Source organism: Pediococcus siamensis (genome assembly GCF_047220215.1).
Taxonomy (GTDB): domain Bacteria; phylum Bacillota; class Bacilli; order Lactobacillales; family Lactobacillaceae; genus Pediococcus; species Pediococcus siamensis.
In genome coordinates, this window is sequence record NZ_CP178375.1 from 243,920 (window position 1) to 258,506 (window position 14,587).

Genomic DNA, 14,587 nt, shown 5'->3' on the forward strand with positions numbered 1-14,587 from the left:
GAAAATTATGGTCACAAAGATTTTCATGTATTTTTTCCACACTAAAATCACAAAAGTTAAGAAAAGAGGGGCAAAATGTTAGAAATTCAACGATTTATGACGTCTAAAAAACTGCATTTTTGGGACAACTTAAATATTATTCGTGCCGGAATTTTAGGTGCCAATGATGGTATTATTTCGGTTTCGGGTATTGTTCTTGGCGCAGCTGCCGCGGATTTAAGCAGCTACACACTTTTTATTAGCGGCATTTCGGGAATGCTAGCTGGTGCATGCTCAATGGCGGGGGGAGAATTTATTTCTGTCAGTGCACAAAAAGAGGTGCAGTTGAATCGCTTAAGCCTCCAGGCGGCCATTGATGCGGATTATAAAATTTCTGGAGCTTACCAAACAAAAATTCACGCAATTGATATCTTAAACCCGTTTCATGCCGCGACGGCATCGTTTTTCTCCTTTCTGTGTGGAGCTTTAATTCCCTTATTGGCAATCAGCCTTTCTAGCAGTGCATGGCGGGTGACCAATACGGCATTAGCTATGATTGTGGCTCTGTCAATCAACGCGATTATCGGCTATAACCAAGCAGAAACACCGATCTACAAGGCCGTGCTTCGCAATGTGGCGGTGGGGATTTTTACAACCGTGGTCACCTACCTGATTGGCACTTTACTGGGTGTTGCCGTGGCCGGTTAATAAGGAGGAAAGAGCATGCAAACATTACAAATTAAGGATTTACACGTCGCGGTCAAAGACGAAGATACGCAAAAAGAAAAAGAAATTCTCACAGGCGTTAATTTAACGGTCCACACGGGCGAAGTACATGCCATTATGGGGCCGAACGGTACCGGAAAATCAACATTATCGGAAACCATTATGGGTAATCCGCACTATCACGTGACCCAGGGTGATATTATCCTGAATGGGGCAAGTTTATTAACGCAAAGTGTCGATCAACGTGCCCGCGCCGGCCTATTTTTAGCGATGCAGTATCCCGCGGAAATCAAGGGGATTACCAATATGGCCTTTTTACGGGCTGCAATCAATGCGCGTCGCCCTGCCGATCAGCCGCTTGCCATTTCATCTTTTTTAGCGCAGTTGGATCAAGCGCTTGCCCTTTTAAATATGAAAAGTGATTTGGCAGAACGTTATTTGAATGAAGGCTTCTCGGGAGGCGAGCGGAAACGGAATGAAATCTTGCAGCTCCTCATGATTAAACCGACGTTTGCGATTTTAGATGAATTGGATTCCGGACTCGATATTGATGCCTTGCAGGTTGTCTCCAAAGGGGTTAATCATATGCAGGGACCAGATTTTGGCACCTTGATGATCACACATTATAAACGAATCTTGAAGTATATTCAGCCTGATCAGGTTCATGTCATGATGGGTGGCCGGATTGTGAAGACTGGTGACGCAGCGTTAGCGGATCGTTTGGAAGACGAAGGCTATGCTGGCTTACGTGATGAGCTGGGAATTGACGTTGATCTGGTCGATGCGGAGGTCTAAGAATGATAGACACACACATGCAATTAACTGGGACCAAAGCGCATTTTATTTCCGAACCCGAATGGTTCACACAGCTGCGATACGATGCTTTTGATCACTACCAAACGGCACAGCCACCGCGGTTTGCAAAGGTTGATTACGCCGATTGGCAATTGGGAGAAGTTACCGCCCAGCCCAAGCCATTCCCCAACTTATTTTCGCAAGCGCCAAAGTCTGCGACGAGTTACATTTATTGTTCGCTGGCAGATGCTTTGCACACACATGAACAATTAGTCAAACACTATTATTTACGTCGGGCTTTAACGGGATTAACGGATCGGCTGATCGCGTACACAACGGCTTTCGTCAATTCCGGGAGCCTGCTGTTCATCCCAGCGCAAACAAAACTAGCAAATCCCGTTAAGTTGGTCATTCAAAGCACCCCTGAAGAAGAAATCAGCCATCATCTGATTATTTTGGGAAAGGGTGCACAAGCCACGATTCAGATTCAAAATCAGCCACAGTCGAGGACACATAAGGTGCAGCGACTTTGTGAAATTGTGTTAGAGGCGGATAGCCGCCTAACGCTGATAAATACGGATGCATTTTCCGCCAACGAGACGGTATATTTAAACCGACAGGCCTGGGTAGGTGAAAATGCACATTTAAACTGGACGATTGGCTCTTTCAGTGATGGCAATGTGATCGCCGAAATGAACGCCGAATTAAAAGGGCGCCGGTCAAAAGCCCAAATTAATAATGCGGCCATCACCTCCGGAACGCAAATTCAAGGGATGAATACACGCGTTACGAATTTTGCACCCCACTCAACCGGTAAGATCCAACAACGTGGCGTGATCTTGGACGAATCACGATTAGTATTTAATGGCATTGGCAAAATCGTCCACGGGGCGCACGGCACCATTGCCCAGCAGGAGAACCGTATTCTCATGCTGTCCGATCAGGCTAGCGGGGATGCCAATCCAATTCTCTTAATCGATGAAAATGATGTGGAGGCCGGCCATGCAGCAAGTGTTGGGCGGTTGGACAAAAAACAGCTGTACTACTTGATGAGCCGCGGGTTACCTAAATCAGTTGCCAAACGGCTTGTGGTACGGGGGTTTATTAGTGAAGTGGCGCAATCAGTTGCAGACAAAACGATTCGATCTCTTTTTCAACAAACGATTGAAAGGAAGTTGCCCCATGATTAATTACTTACAAAATTTGACGCAGGACTTTCCCATCCTTAAGAAGAAAATAAATGGGGAACCATTACTTTACTTAGATAATGCGGCGACTTCGCAAACACCGACGCCTGTTTTAAAACAAATAAGGGCGTTTTATCAAAACGAGAATGCTAATGTGCACCGCGGGGTCTACACTTTAGCTAACCAAGCAACTGAAAAATATGAGCGTGTGCGTGAACAAGTAGCAGCGTTTATCCATGCACCTAACGCCGAAACGATTGTTTATACCCGTTCAACTACTGAAAGCCTCAATTTAGTGGCCAGCAGTTTTGGTAATTTGGTGGTTCAAAAAGGTGATGAGATTTTAATCACCATTATGGAACATCACAGTAATTTAATTCCGTGGCAACAATTGGCAAAACGCAAAGGTGCGACCTTGAAATATGTAGAACTTACGTCCGATCAGACGCTAGATATGGCCGATTTGAGAGCAAAGCTAACCTCGCGCACTAAAATTGTGGCGATAACCCAGACAAGTAATGTCTTAGGGGTGACGAATCCGATCAAAATTATTGCCCGGCTGGTGCACGAACAACATGCTTACTTGGTGGTGGACGCGGCGCAAGCAATTCCACACCAGACGATTGACGTTTCGGATCTCAACGTTGATTTTTTGGCTTTCTCTGGACATAAAATGCTGGGGCCTACTGGGATTGGCGTGCTGTATGGTAAAGCTGGGTTGTTAGCTGCTATGCCACCGATTCAATATGGTGGTGAAATGATTGCAAGCGTCAGCCGTACGGAAGCCAAGTGGCAAAATGCCCCCTGGAAATTTGAAGCTGGTACACCCAATATTGGCGGGGTAATTGGCTTAGGAGCAGCGATTAGCTACTATCAAAAACTAGGAGTTGCCGAAGTTCGCCAAAAAGAGACTCAGTTAATGGCAAGTTTATTGCCGCAGTTGCAAGCAATTCCAGGCGTGACGATTTATGGATCGCCTAAGCCCGCTGAGCATGCAGGAATCGTTTCGTTTAACGTGGCCAACATTCATCCCCACGATATGGCGACTGGTTTAGATATGCTGGGCATTGAAGTTCGTGCGGGGCATCATTGTGCCCAGCCGTTGATGGCAGCACTAGGCGTTTCTGCTACAGTCCGTGCCAGTGTCAGTTTTTATAATGCGAGTGAAGATATGGAGCGGTTTGCTTGGTCAGTTGAACGGGTAAAGGAGTTCTTTGAACGTGAGTCTTGAAAAACTAGGAAAGTTGTACCGGACTGTGGTTTTGGAGCATGCAGAAAATCCCCATCATAAGCAGACAATGGCGGATGCCACGGTAAGTGGGGCGTTACAAAACCTCTCCTGTGGAGACGAAATTCGGGTATTTATGAAAATCAGTGCCGCTCATGTACAGGCCGTTTCGTTCATGGGGACGGGCTGTACCATTTCACAAGCTTCTGCCAGCATGATGACCGATACGCTTTGTCAATGTAGTGTCGCTGAAGCGCAACATTGTTGTCAAAGTTTTTTTGCGCTGACAATGGGACAAACAGTCACGCAAAGTGCCCAACAGCAGCTGGGTGACGCAGAATTACTGGCCAGTTTAGCAGAGTTTCCGGCGCGAATTAAATGCGCAACGCTTGCTTGGCATGCCGCACTAACAGCCCTAAAAGGAGGTCAGACAAATGAGTGAGAAGTTAGATGAAGATTATGAATATGGCTTCCATGATGATGTACAGCCTATTTTTTCTACTGGGCGGGGGTTGAATGAAACGGTAATTCGGCAGATTTCGGCAGAAAAAAATGAGCCGGAATGGATGCTGGCATACCGACTTAAGGCGTATAAAATTTATAAAAAAATGCCCATTCCGCATTTTGGGCCTAAGTTAGATGAGCTTGACTTAGAAAACATGCTGTATTACCAAAAAATCACGGATAAAAAATATCGGGATTGGAATGACGTCCCCGTAACGCTCAAAAAAACTTTTGATCGACTGGGGGTACCGCAAGCAGAACGACAATATCTGGCGGGCTCTGCTGCCCAATATGAATCGGAGGCTGTGTATCATCACATGCGCGAATCGTTTGCGAAACAGGGAATTATTTTTACGGATACAGACACGGCGTTGCAAAAATATCCGGAATTGTTCAAAAAGTGGTTTGGAAAATTAGTCCCACCAACGAACAATAAATTTGCTGCATTAAACGCCGCAGTGTGGTCAGGCGGCACTTTTTTATACGTGCCCAAAGGCGTTCAAACCCAAATTCCGGTACAGGCCTATTTTCGCATCAACGCTGCTAATTCAGGTCAATTTGAGCGCACCCTGATTATTGTGGATGAAGGAGGTCGTATTGATTATGTGGAGGGTTGCACAGCGCCCAAGTATGATACTGATAGTTTGCATGCAGCGGTTGTGGAAGTGAATGTGCTCAAGGATGCGTATTGTCGCTACACAACGATTCAAAATTGGTCGACCAATGTGTACAGCTTGGAAACAAAACGGGCCCAAGCACTAGAGAATGCCACGATGGAGTGGGTTGATGGAAATTTGGGCTCTAAAACGACCATGAAATATCCTTCCGTTTACTTAAATGGGCGCGGTGCTCGTGGAACGATGCTGTCCATTGCGGTCGCGGGTCACAATGTCGATCAGGATACGGGGGCGCAGATGATACATAATGCCCCAGAAACGTCTTCATCCATCGTATCGAAGTCGATCGCGAAAGATGGCGGAATTGTGGATTACCGAGGCAACGTCAAATTTGCTCGCAATTCACCTGGTTCGTTTGCGCATGTGGAGTGCGATACAATCATTATGGATGATGACTCCTCAAGTGACACGATTCCGTATAACGAAATTTTAAATAGCAACGTTTCCATGGAGCATGAAGCCAAAGTTTCGAAAATTTCAGAAGAACAACTCTACTATCTTATGAGTCGTGGTATTTCTGAACGTAAGGCGACCGAAATGATTGTGATGGGTTTTGTTGAGCCATTCACCAAACAACTGCCGATGGAATATGCGGTTGAGTTGAACCGACTCATTAGTTTTGAAATGGAAGGGGCCATTGGTTAGGAGGCTGTGTATGACAACTACAGATCGTAATTTCGAAACTCAAGCGTTTAAAGCGTTAAGCCAGGTGATTGATCCCGAGATCGGGGTTGATTTGGTCAGCCTAGGACTGATTTATGGTGTCACTTGTACCCAGGGATTATGTACTGTGACCATGACATTAACGATGATGGGGTGCCCGTTAACCGATGTCTTGAATCAAGCGATTACCAACAGCTTACAAGCATTACCAGACGTGGACCAGGTGAAAATAAATTTAGTGTGGGAACCCGTTTGGACGATTGCTAAAATGAGTCGGGAAGCCCGCGTACAGCTAGGCCTATTTTAAGAAAAATGGGTGTAAATTTAGTTGAATAAAGCGTATGCTTAGACAAGCAAGAATGATAGTTTTCTGGGGGAAAAATTAATCTATTCGCAATAAAAATATTGGGATGATAGATAATTATGAAACAAAAGCCAAAAAGCGTCAGACGGACGATTTTTAAGCTCTTTCCTTGGGTGATGGGGGTAATCCTGGTTGTACTTGTGAGCCTCCAGATACATGAAAGTCGTGCCAGTTCGCAGAACCAGCCAAATACAAATGAAACGTCAATCAGTCGTACAGAAGACGTTTCGAAGCGTACATCAGTATTGGCCAAACAAAAAGCGATTAAGGCAAGACTGACAGCGTATTTGGATACCGTCACTAAAGACGGCACGGTTAACGTCAGTTTTTACAATCTAGGCGCTAAAGCAAACAGTAAAGCCGCCAAACAAAAACAGGCCGCCATCTATCAAGCGGGTAGTTTGGCCACCGAAGCCAATGCGCACACGCCGCAAGTTGCTGCGAGTACCTTTAAACTTTTTATCAGTGCGTATCTGATGCAGCAAAAGTTGAATGGCAACTTTACGTGGACGACGACAAATGAAAATGGCTTCTACCAGATGATCGTGAATAGCGATAACACGTATGCGGATGCTGAACTGGAAAGTTATGGCATGAGTCGTGTGAATAGCTTTATTCAAAAACAAGGCTGGTATTCGCCCGTTTTCACAGAAACAAAGGTGGCGCAGACGACCAGTCATAGCTTAATGCGCCTCCTTAAGCAGCTGGCCACAGGCACCGGCGTTTTTCAAAAGCAAAGCGATCGTGCTAAAATTCTGGGATTCATGCGTAAGCAAATTTATCGAAGTGGGATACCTACCGGGGCTCGCCAAGCACAAAAAGGGTCAACGGTTGCCGATAAGGTGGGTTTCTTAAATGATGTGAATAATGATGCGGGGATTGTGACATTGCCGAATGGCGAGCAGTATATTTTAGTCATCATGACCCACGGCCATCAGCAATCGGGATTTAGCGGCTTCCCTAAAATTGCAAAAATCACTAAAAGAGTACAGACCATCGTCTATGGTAAGTCAAAATAACGATATTAAAAGGGTGAAAATCAAATTTAGATTTTCACCCTTTTTGCGTCCCGCAGAAAAGCAGCACCGGTTATTTAATTACTTGGCCAGAGGTTAGTGACGTTGAGCAGATTGAGCATATTTCGGCCTTTGTTAGCATGCGCTAGTTTTTCAATAGCGATAAAAGATAGCTGTTCGGATTGGTTAAGCCGAAGCTGGTCCACAAACAATTGGGTAGAGATAGTGTGATAAACGGCCAACGCTTCTAACTCTGGGACTTGTTGATCGGTGCTCACTTTTTCAATCCCAGTGTCCAAAATGGGCAGTATATATTGAAATTGGTTTTGCCCATTATGCTGCTGGAGCTGTAATTTTAAATCTTGAAATGCAGTCAAGACCTGCGTTTTGATTTGCTGTGACTTAGTTTTGGTCATTGTAACTCCCCCCAAATTTTCCGTATTAAACGACCAAATTATAGCTCACTTTTCCACGTTTTCAATTAGTAAAAACTGGTATTTTCACCGGGCTTATCAGTCTCATTTACTTGAGATTCAAGTTTACAAATTTTTCCACATTTCCCACGGCTTTTTGATTGACGACATAGGCTTTAATTTGGACCCGGTCACCACTTTGGGTGAGGAGAGCCTTTTGAAAGTCACTGCCATCCGCCGTATAAACAGTATTACTGCCGGAAAGCGTGAAAAGTAATACTTGATTATCACCCTTTGTTGTGACGACCGCGCGGGCTACCGTCCCAGAAATAGTTTTTGGTTTAACTCCGGAAGTATTTCCAGCGCTTGCGCCACTATCGACGAGTGCCTGGCGGTAGTTATCTACAGCTTCGTTCGCATTATTACCAGTAGCGTGTACGGACTGATCCGCAGCATTGATATAGTAATAGCCACGAAATGCACTGGTGCTGTCAAGAATAGATAATACCCAGGTTGCTTTGCCATTAATGTTATAGATGACCGGCATGGAGGATTTCCACTGTTGGGCTTTATAGTTGTTGTCAGCATTATTTTTAGCACCATCAGAATCCATGATGCCATGCGTTTTATAGTAAACCAGCTGTCCAGTTCGTGCATTGATCATAGAATAGCCCAAAGCACTATCGGCATCTGAACGTGGATTGGTGAAATCGGTAAAGTATTGAACCCGCCCCTGTTGATCAAAAGTTGAGATGACTTCACTATTTGTCGGGACCTGAATTCCCGTTTTACTGAGGTGCATATTTAGCCAACCACGCTGATATTTCCCGTAAGCGGTATTCATATAATCAGCAACATCAGAAGTGATTCCTTCGTCGATCCACTTGGGAAGGGCACCTAATTTATAAAGCTTAGTGGCGCCTGTAACCGCATTGATGGCAATGACGTGCAATTTCGAATAATTAATACGATGACTCAGTGCCATTGATTTGTAAGTCGTTTCAATGTAATAGGGGGTCCCATTTTCATCAACTTCTAGCTGGGGCTCACTATTATCAGCCACCAGCCACTGCGGATAATCTTGGTAAATGTGCCGCTGGGCATTGTTGTTGAAATAACTGGCATTGGTGTACTTCATGGATTTTTTGACAAATTTTGGTTCGGCACTGACTGAAGTGGCGTCAATGATGAAATATCCCGGTGTCCGTTGCTTGGCGGATAAATATTTGAAAAAACCGTCAAATTCTACGGGTGCAATGTACACCGGCTTGCCGTGGTAATACTGCGCCTGAATATCACCCAAATGAAAATATTGGGAATTTGGAACATCACTCATGTTTTTGTTCATACGATTTTTAACGGTTTTGGGCGACAGAGCCACTGGTGTGACCCCTTTTTTGAAAGTGGGCGCTGCGGCACTGGAAACCGTTTTGGATTGGATGCTTTTTGCGACCGGTTTAACGGAAAAAATTGAATGGGCTTCACCACCGGCAACGACTAGCAGTAAAAGAGCTAAGAGGCCGCTTGCCAGCGTTAGTGCCCGACCAAAATGGGAATCGGTATTGGCTTTGCACAGTAAATAAAGGGCAACAAGTGTGGCCACTCCCCAGACTAGATTTGCACCTAGCAAAGAAAGCGGGTTACGTGACGGCAGCCAAATGTAGGTCTGCATCAACTTGAGAATTAGTAAAGGAATTAAAACCCACACACCATTTAAAGCGACAGTTCGTCTGTCAGCTTGATCGGCGACGACTATGAACCCTCCCCATACCAATAGCGGTGCGATAAAACTTAATAGGACAATATAGAACATAAGCACTCCTCCAATTTGTTCAGGTACCCATCAGTTAAATTATCCAGCCGAAAGCGGTTTCGGCTCTTCGGTGAAATAAGTATAGCATGAAACGGTTGAGCGTGATTACCTTTTCTTTATTACAGGATAAAAATGAGACCAGCCCTCCCCAAAATGGATCGTTTCTTTTTAAGGACTGATAAATGGTTGGCAATGTGGGCCTGAAAAAAAATCGTAAACAGAATGTTTAATTAAAAATAGCAAAAACGCGTTTTCTTAAACAATCCGCCCAGCCCGCTGTTTTGACGGTTTTATGGCCATCATTACTTTTATACTTAACATATAAAATGTAAAGGAGTTGGTAAAATGGCAAACACACAAAAAGGCCAGATTAATCGTAATTTTATTATTCAAATTGGAATTCTAGTGAAGAACATTGAAGAGACTGCTAAAAATTGGGCGGAATTTCTAGCAGTTCCGGTTCCAGAGGTACATTTGAATAATCCCTATGAAGTCACACAGGCAACTTATCATGGTGAACCTTGCCCCGCTAGGATTAACCAAGTTAATTTTGATTTTAACAATCTCCAAATTGAATTAATTTCACCCGCCGATGACCAAGCAAGTTTCTGGCGAGAATGCCTAGAACGCGATGGCGAGGGCGTTCATCATTTAGCTTTAGCTGTACGTGATTCTAATGGGGTTGCGCATCAAATGGCTGACTTAAATATGCCTAGTGTTCAGAAAGGCGAATTTCAAAATGGCCGTTACACTTATTTCGATAGTTTTGACAAATTGAAAGTTTATTTGGAAGCTTTAGAGCTTGATACAACACCTGGAACTGAATTCGAAAAGAAAAATCCCTTGGCAAAATAAAGCTAGATTATGAAAAGTGCGAGGGTCAAGTGGGGTGGCCTAAAGTAGCTTTGCCTCTGTCGGAGAAGCCGCTCAGAACCGGATTGTTGGGCACATCAGTAAGCCGTAAAAAAGGACTTAGGACAATTTTGTCATTTGTCCTAGGCCCTTTAATGATCATTATCTTCAATCGCATGGTAGTTACGTTTGAGATTGCTGAGGTTTTCTTGATAGTCGTGGGCATACAAGATGCCAAATAAGGTGTTTAAAATATATTCAAGTGTAATTTGAGAGACAAACGTACTTATCTTTAAATTTTCATATTCATTCTGAAATACGGAAATTGCGACATCTACAAGCGGGATATATTTAGAGTCTGGATTGCCAGTAATCAAAATAGTTTTTACACCGCGATCGTTCAACATGTGCAAAATGTGAAGGTATAGTTCTGAATTGCCACCATAGGAGATAAAAATCGCACAGTCTTCCGAATTTAAGGAAGAAGCTTTCCAAAGACTCTCTCCATATTCGTCAGCGATGATCGCTGTTTTGTTGATTTTAACGAGTTTATTTTGAAAACTGCGTGCGCGGATTTGGGAATCACCAGTTGCAAACAAAAAGATATTCTTAGTTGTCAAAATAATTTTGGCAGCTTTGGTTAATTCTTTTACATCGAGTTGAGCCAAGGCACGTTCAATGGTGTTCTGCGTTAAAGTAGCCATATTTTTGGCAATGGTACGCGGACTATCCTTTGGTAAAAACGGGAAGTTGGCATCAATGGGATCTAATTGGTGCTGATTTTGGTACGAAATGATGGTGATTGCATAGCGAAAATCGCGATAGCCTGTATAGCCTAGTTTTTTGGCCAGGCGAATAATGGCAGAATGCGAAGTAAAGCTTTTTTGAGCTAATTGTTGAACGGTCATTTTGGAAACAGCATTGAGATTATTAAGAACATAATTAGCAATTTGCCGATCTGTATTTGTGAAGTTTTTTGTTTCCCTTAGTTGGTCTGTAACTAGCATGCGTTTTCCTCTTTTTGAATTTTTAATTTGGACGAAAAGCGCAATCATTATCATGAAATAAATGAAATTTCAGGTTGCTTGTCCGCTATTATCAAAGTTTTGTAGGAACTGAGTTTATATACTTAATATTAGATTGGAGGTTCAGAAAATGCAATTTTTAGAAAAGATTGATGTCAGTACTCTGGAGGCTGAAGAAAGAGATCTAGTGTTTACAAAGTTTAATGATCAAACCGCATTACAATTTGTGACCAATGTTGAAGCACTGGTCAACGAACACTTTCAACGGCCAGTTGCGATACGTGTCATCTTAGATCATGCAATTTTAGTGGATGTCATGATGATTGGCCGTATTGATAATAAATGGATACCACGCAAAATTAATACGGTAATTGCCACAAAACACTCATCCTTATCAGCTTATACCAAAAAAATATCTTTTAAAGGCATGAATGACCAAACAAAATATGCCATTTGTGGTGGAGGGTTTCCACTAATTATTAATCATCAGATTCGGGGGGCCTTCGCAGTCTCTGGGATGAAGGACCACTTAGATGACCATCGATTAATTGTAAGTGCTATCCACGAAATTTTAAAATCAAAAGGAGAAGAATAAAATGAAATTAGCAATTTTTGGTGCTGGCATGATTGTAAAGGATTTTTTAACGATGATTTCTGATGTACCGAATGTTCATTTGAAAGCCATTTTGGGTGTTGCTGCAGATGTGCCAACAATGTCAGAGCTTGCCCAAAAATATAATATTCCCAAGATTTACACTAACCTTGATGCATGTTTAACTGATCCAGAGATTGATACTGTTTATATTGGACTACCGAATTTTCTTCATTATTCATACGCCAAACAGTCTTTGTATGCGGGTAAAAATGTCATTGTTGAAAAACCGTTTGTTTTAACTCAGGATCAAGGTAAGGAACTAGCACAAATCGCTGAAGATAAGGACTTAATTGTGGTCGAAGCTGCTAACAATCAATATCTGAATAACTTTAAGCAGATCAAAGAAGATCTCCCTAAATTAGGTCAGTTGAAAATTATTGACTGTAATTATTCTCAATTTTCTCATCGATATGACGCCTTTAAAAAAGGCAGGATTTTACCAGCATTTGATCCCCAAAAGGGCGGCGGTGCGCTAATGGATCTGAATATTTATAATATTCACTTTGTAACTGGATTGCTTGGTGCCCCAGAAAAAGTTCATTATTATGCGAATGTCGCGCGTGGTATTGATACATCAGGGATGCTAATTCTTGAATATTCTGGTATAAAAGTTGTTTGCACTGGCGCTAAAGATTGTGCTGCTCCGGTACGTACGACAATCGAAGGCGAAAACGGGAATATTCAAATTATGGGGCCGGTTAATATTTTAGAAAAATTTGATGAAACAGTTTCTGGTAAAACGAAAAAAATAGATCAACGAATTCATCAACACCGTATGTTTCAGGAGTTTGTTGCGTTTACGAAAATGATTGACACTCACGATACTGAAGAAGCTAAAAAAAGAATGGCACATAGTCTCGTCGTGTTAGGAGTTGTAGATGCTGCTTTAAAGGATGCGGGAATTAAATTAGGTTAAATTTCAAATTAATTCTACGTTCGTTTTAAAGCATTGAGGGCATGTTTTCTCTAGAAAATTCAACACTCAAAAGAGATTTTTAATCTTTTGGAGAAAATCGTTTCTGTCACTAATCGTTTCTTTACTAGCATTGTACTTCGGCACCCCTTCGTTTAAAAAGTACCCTAAAAAAAAGAATTAGTGTGAAAGCAGGTGTTTTAACTTCAAATATACAACATTGACTATGCAGTTGGAATCATTAAAAAAATAAGTTGCACTTGTAGTTTAAGAAGCCGAGATTCGTTTTTTGAATTATTCGGCTTTTTTGCTTGCCACTATATAAATTGGGAGACAAGAAAAGGCCGAGAGATTTACCCCAGCCCATTTCAAATTTATAATGACTTAATTTTTTTGGCCGGAACGCCTCCAACCAAAGTATTATCAGGAATATCCTTTGTAACCACTGCTCCAGCCGCAACGATAACGTTACTGCCAATTGTGACACCGGGCATAACGGATACTTTGCCACCAATCCAAACATTATCACCAATCGTTACTGGGAACCCTTGTGCGATATAACTGGCACGTCCTTTAGCTGTCATGGGATGATTGACCGTGTAAATATCCACATTAGGTCCAATCATGACATTATGACCAATATGAACGGGTGCAATATCTAGAATCGTTAAATTATAATTGCTAAGAAAATCCTCGCCAACGTGGATGTTTTTGCCATTGTCACAATTAAAATTGGCTTGAACAGAAACACGGTCACCAGTCGATCCTAAGATTTCTTTAATCTTTTTTGTCTGTGCGACTGGATCGGTTGCCGAGATTGCGTTAAATTCTTCACATAAATGAGCTGCATTCATTTTTTGTGCAACAATTTTTGGATCAAGAAAATAATAGGGCTCGCCAGCCTCCATTTTTTCAAATTCACTTTTCATATTATTCACCTCAATTTTACGTTAGCACTTAAACCAATATTTAAGTCAAGCTAAAAATCGACCAATTTTTTCCGATTCTTTTTATTTTTGTACATTTTTTCAAAATCTTTTCGTGCTTGCGGATCAACAAAATTACTATTTTCAATGAAATGGATTTTTTCGGTGCCTGCTTCTACGGCAGTTTTAAAATACCATTTTTTATATTGCAGGTAATCATAGTCTTTTTGTAATGTTTCTATCTTCATTTTCAAATTGTCCGATTCTTTAGCAACCAGGTTGTAACGATCTTGAAGTGATGAATCGCCTGCCATGCAAAATTGGATAAATTGAGCGATATCCTTTACGGGTACGTGACCTTCCTTAAAACAGGCGATGGCTTCAATCAGATTGAGGTCTTGTTCACGAAACTGTCTGCGACCAGCGGCATCTCGTTGTTCAAACGGAAGGAGGCCTTGTTTATCGTAAAAACGCAGAGCAGAGGTACTGATGTTTAATTTTTCGGCAACTTTACCAATTGAGTACATAATAATTTCTCCTTATTTAGTTAAAAAAGTTATTGACTTAAACACGTGTTCAAGTCGTATTATAAGCCCCGAATGAAAGGAGGTTCATATAAAAAATGATTTATAACTGGAACTTCGACTGGCTTTGACCATGTACTGGCACCTTTATTGGCGCAAAGAGAGGATGCTAATTTGGTCGCAGCCCGCCATGGCGATCAATTAAAATGCTGAGATGAATTTGATTGTGAGGGTTAAATTTTAACGCAAATGTTGTCTGTAACTCAACAGACGGCTATTTTACAAGTCGTAGCCACAACCGAAAAAAGATTTGGAAAAATTGATAAT

At 42.2% G+C, this 14,587-nt stretch carries 16 protein-coding genes; 11 read left to right on the plus strand and 5 right to left on the minus strand.

Annotated elements, in window-relative coordinates; genetic code table 11:
• Positions 1-75: 75 nt before the first annotated feature.
• The 8 genes from ACLJJ6_RS01150 (at position 76) to ACLJJ6_RS01185 (ending at position 7,142) form a co-directional block, all read left to right on the plus strand.
• Complete coding sequence (locus ACLJJ6_RS01150; RefSeq protein ID WP_412989640.1) at positions 76-687, plus strand: VIT1/CCC1 transporter family protein; 612 nt, start codon at positions 76-78, stop codon at positions 685-687.
• A gap of 15 nt (positions 688-702) precedes the next feature.
• Complete coding sequence (gene sufC / locus ACLJJ6_RS01155) at positions 703-1,500, plus strand: Fe-S cluster assembly ATPase SufC (protein WP_412989641.1); 798 nt, start codon at positions 703-705, stop codon at positions 1,498-1,500.
• A 2-nt stretch (positions 1,501-1,502) separates the two neighbouring features.
• Positions 1,503-2,690 (plus strand): Fe-S cluster assembly protein SufD, encoded by a 1,188-nt coding sequence (sufD, locus tag ACLJJ6_RS01160; protein ID WP_412989642.1) that lies wholly within the window; start codon positions 1,503-1,505, stop codon positions 2,688-2,690.
• Complete coding sequence (locus tag ACLJJ6_RS01165; protein ID WP_412989643.1) at positions 2,683-3,918, plus strand: aminotransferase class V-fold PLP-dependent enzyme; 1,236 nt, start codon at positions 2,683-2,685, stop codon at positions 3,916-3,918. Before sufD ends, ACLJJ6_RS01165 begins: the two co-directional genes overlap by 8 nt.
• Positions 3,908-4,357 carry a Fe-S cluster assembly sulfur transfer protein SufU gene (gene sufU / locus ACLJJ6_RS01170; RefSeq protein WP_412989644.1) on the plus strand — a complete coding sequence of 150 codons (450 nt, stop codon included), beginning with the start codon at positions 3,908-3,910 and terminating at the stop codon, positions 4,355-4,357. The genes ACLJJ6_RS01165 and sufU overlap by 11 nt, the downstream gene beginning before the upstream one ends.
• Positions 4,350-5,741: a Fe-S cluster assembly protein SufB gene (gene sufB, locus ACLJJ6_RS01175; RefSeq protein WP_412989645.1), complete on the plus strand. Its 1,392-nt coding sequence runs from the start codon at positions 4,350-4,352 to the stop codon at positions 5,739-5,741. The genes sufU and sufB overlap by 8 nt, the downstream gene beginning before the upstream one ends.
• A 10-nt stretch (positions 5,742-5,751) precedes the next feature.
• A complete protein-coding gene (locus ACLJJ6_RS01180; protein WP_412989646.1) occupies positions 5,752-6,066 on the plus strand; it encodes a metal-sulfur cluster assembly factor in 315 nt (104 codons plus the stop codon).
• Positions 6,067-6,182: 116 nt separating this feature from the next.
• Positions 6,183-7,142 (plus strand): serine hydrolase, encoded by a 960-nt coding sequence (locus tag ACLJJ6_RS01185; protein ID WP_412989647.1) that lies wholly within the window; start codon positions 6,183-6,185, stop codon positions 7,140-7,142.
• Positions 7,143-7,216: 74 nt separating this feature from the next.
• Here ACLJJ6_RS01185 and ACLJJ6_RS01190 read toward each other — a convergent pair whose 3' ends face one another.
• Together ACLJJ6_RS01190 and ACLJJ6_RS01195 are read right to left on the minus strand one after the other, a co-directional pair.
• Complete coding sequence (locus ACLJJ6_RS01190) at positions 7,217-7,555, minus strand: PbsX family transcriptional regulator (protein WP_412989648.1); 339 nt, start codon at positions 7,553-7,555, stop codon at positions 7,217-7,219.
• Positions 7,556-7,661: 106 nt separating this feature from the next.
• Positions 7,662-9,365 carry a hypothetical protein gene (locus ACLJJ6_RS01195; RefSeq protein ID WP_412989649.1) on the minus strand — a complete coding sequence of 568 codons (1,704 nt, stop codon included), beginning with the start codon at positions 9,363-9,365 and terminating at the stop codon, positions 7,662-7,664.
• Positions 9,366-9,710: 345 nt separating this feature from the next.
• Between ACLJJ6_RS01195 and ACLJJ6_RS01200 the strand changes: the two genes are divergently transcribed.
• Positions 9,711-10,220: a VOC family protein gene (locus ACLJJ6_RS01200; protein WP_412989650.1), complete on the plus strand. Its 510-nt coding sequence runs from the start codon at positions 9,711-9,713 to the stop codon at positions 10,218-10,220.
• A gap of 149 nt (positions 10,221-10,369) precedes the next feature.
• Here the strand turns inward: ACLJJ6_RS01200 and ACLJJ6_RS01205 are convergent, their stop codons facing one another.
• Positions 10,370-11,224, minus strand: a complete 855-nt coding sequence (locus ACLJJ6_RS01205; RefSeq protein WP_412989651.1) for a MurR/RpiR family transcriptional regulator — start codon at positions 11,222-11,224, stop codon at positions 10,370-10,372.
• Between the two features lie 148 nt (positions 11,225-11,372).
• Between ACLJJ6_RS01205 and ACLJJ6_RS01210 the strand changes: the two genes are divergently transcribed.
• Positions 11,373-11,837, plus strand: a complete 465-nt coding sequence (locus tag ACLJJ6_RS01210; protein ID WP_412989652.1) for a heme-binding protein — start codon at positions 11,373-11,375, stop codon at positions 11,835-11,837.
• Between the two features lies 1 nt (position 11,838).
• On the plus strand, positions 11,839-12,813 hold the full coding sequence (locus ACLJJ6_RS01215; protein ID WP_412989653.1) for a Gfo/Idh/MocA family protein: 975 nt from the start codon (positions 11,839-11,841) through the stop codon (positions 12,811-12,813).
• 371 nt (positions 12,814-13,184) lie between these two features.
• Here ACLJJ6_RS01215 and ACLJJ6_RS01220 read toward each other — a convergent pair whose 3' ends face one another.
• Positions 13,185-13,739: a sugar O-acetyltransferase gene (locus tag ACLJJ6_RS01220; RefSeq protein WP_412989654.1), complete on the minus strand. Its 555-nt coding sequence runs from the start codon at positions 13,737-13,739 to the stop codon at positions 13,185-13,187.
• Between the two features lie 50 nt (positions 13,740-13,789).
• Complete coding sequence (locus tag ACLJJ6_RS01225; RefSeq protein WP_412989655.1) at positions 13,790-14,263, minus strand: MerR family transcriptional regulator; 474 nt, start codon at positions 14,261-14,263, stop codon at positions 13,790-13,792.
• Positions 14,264-14,587 lie beyond the last annotated feature (324 nt).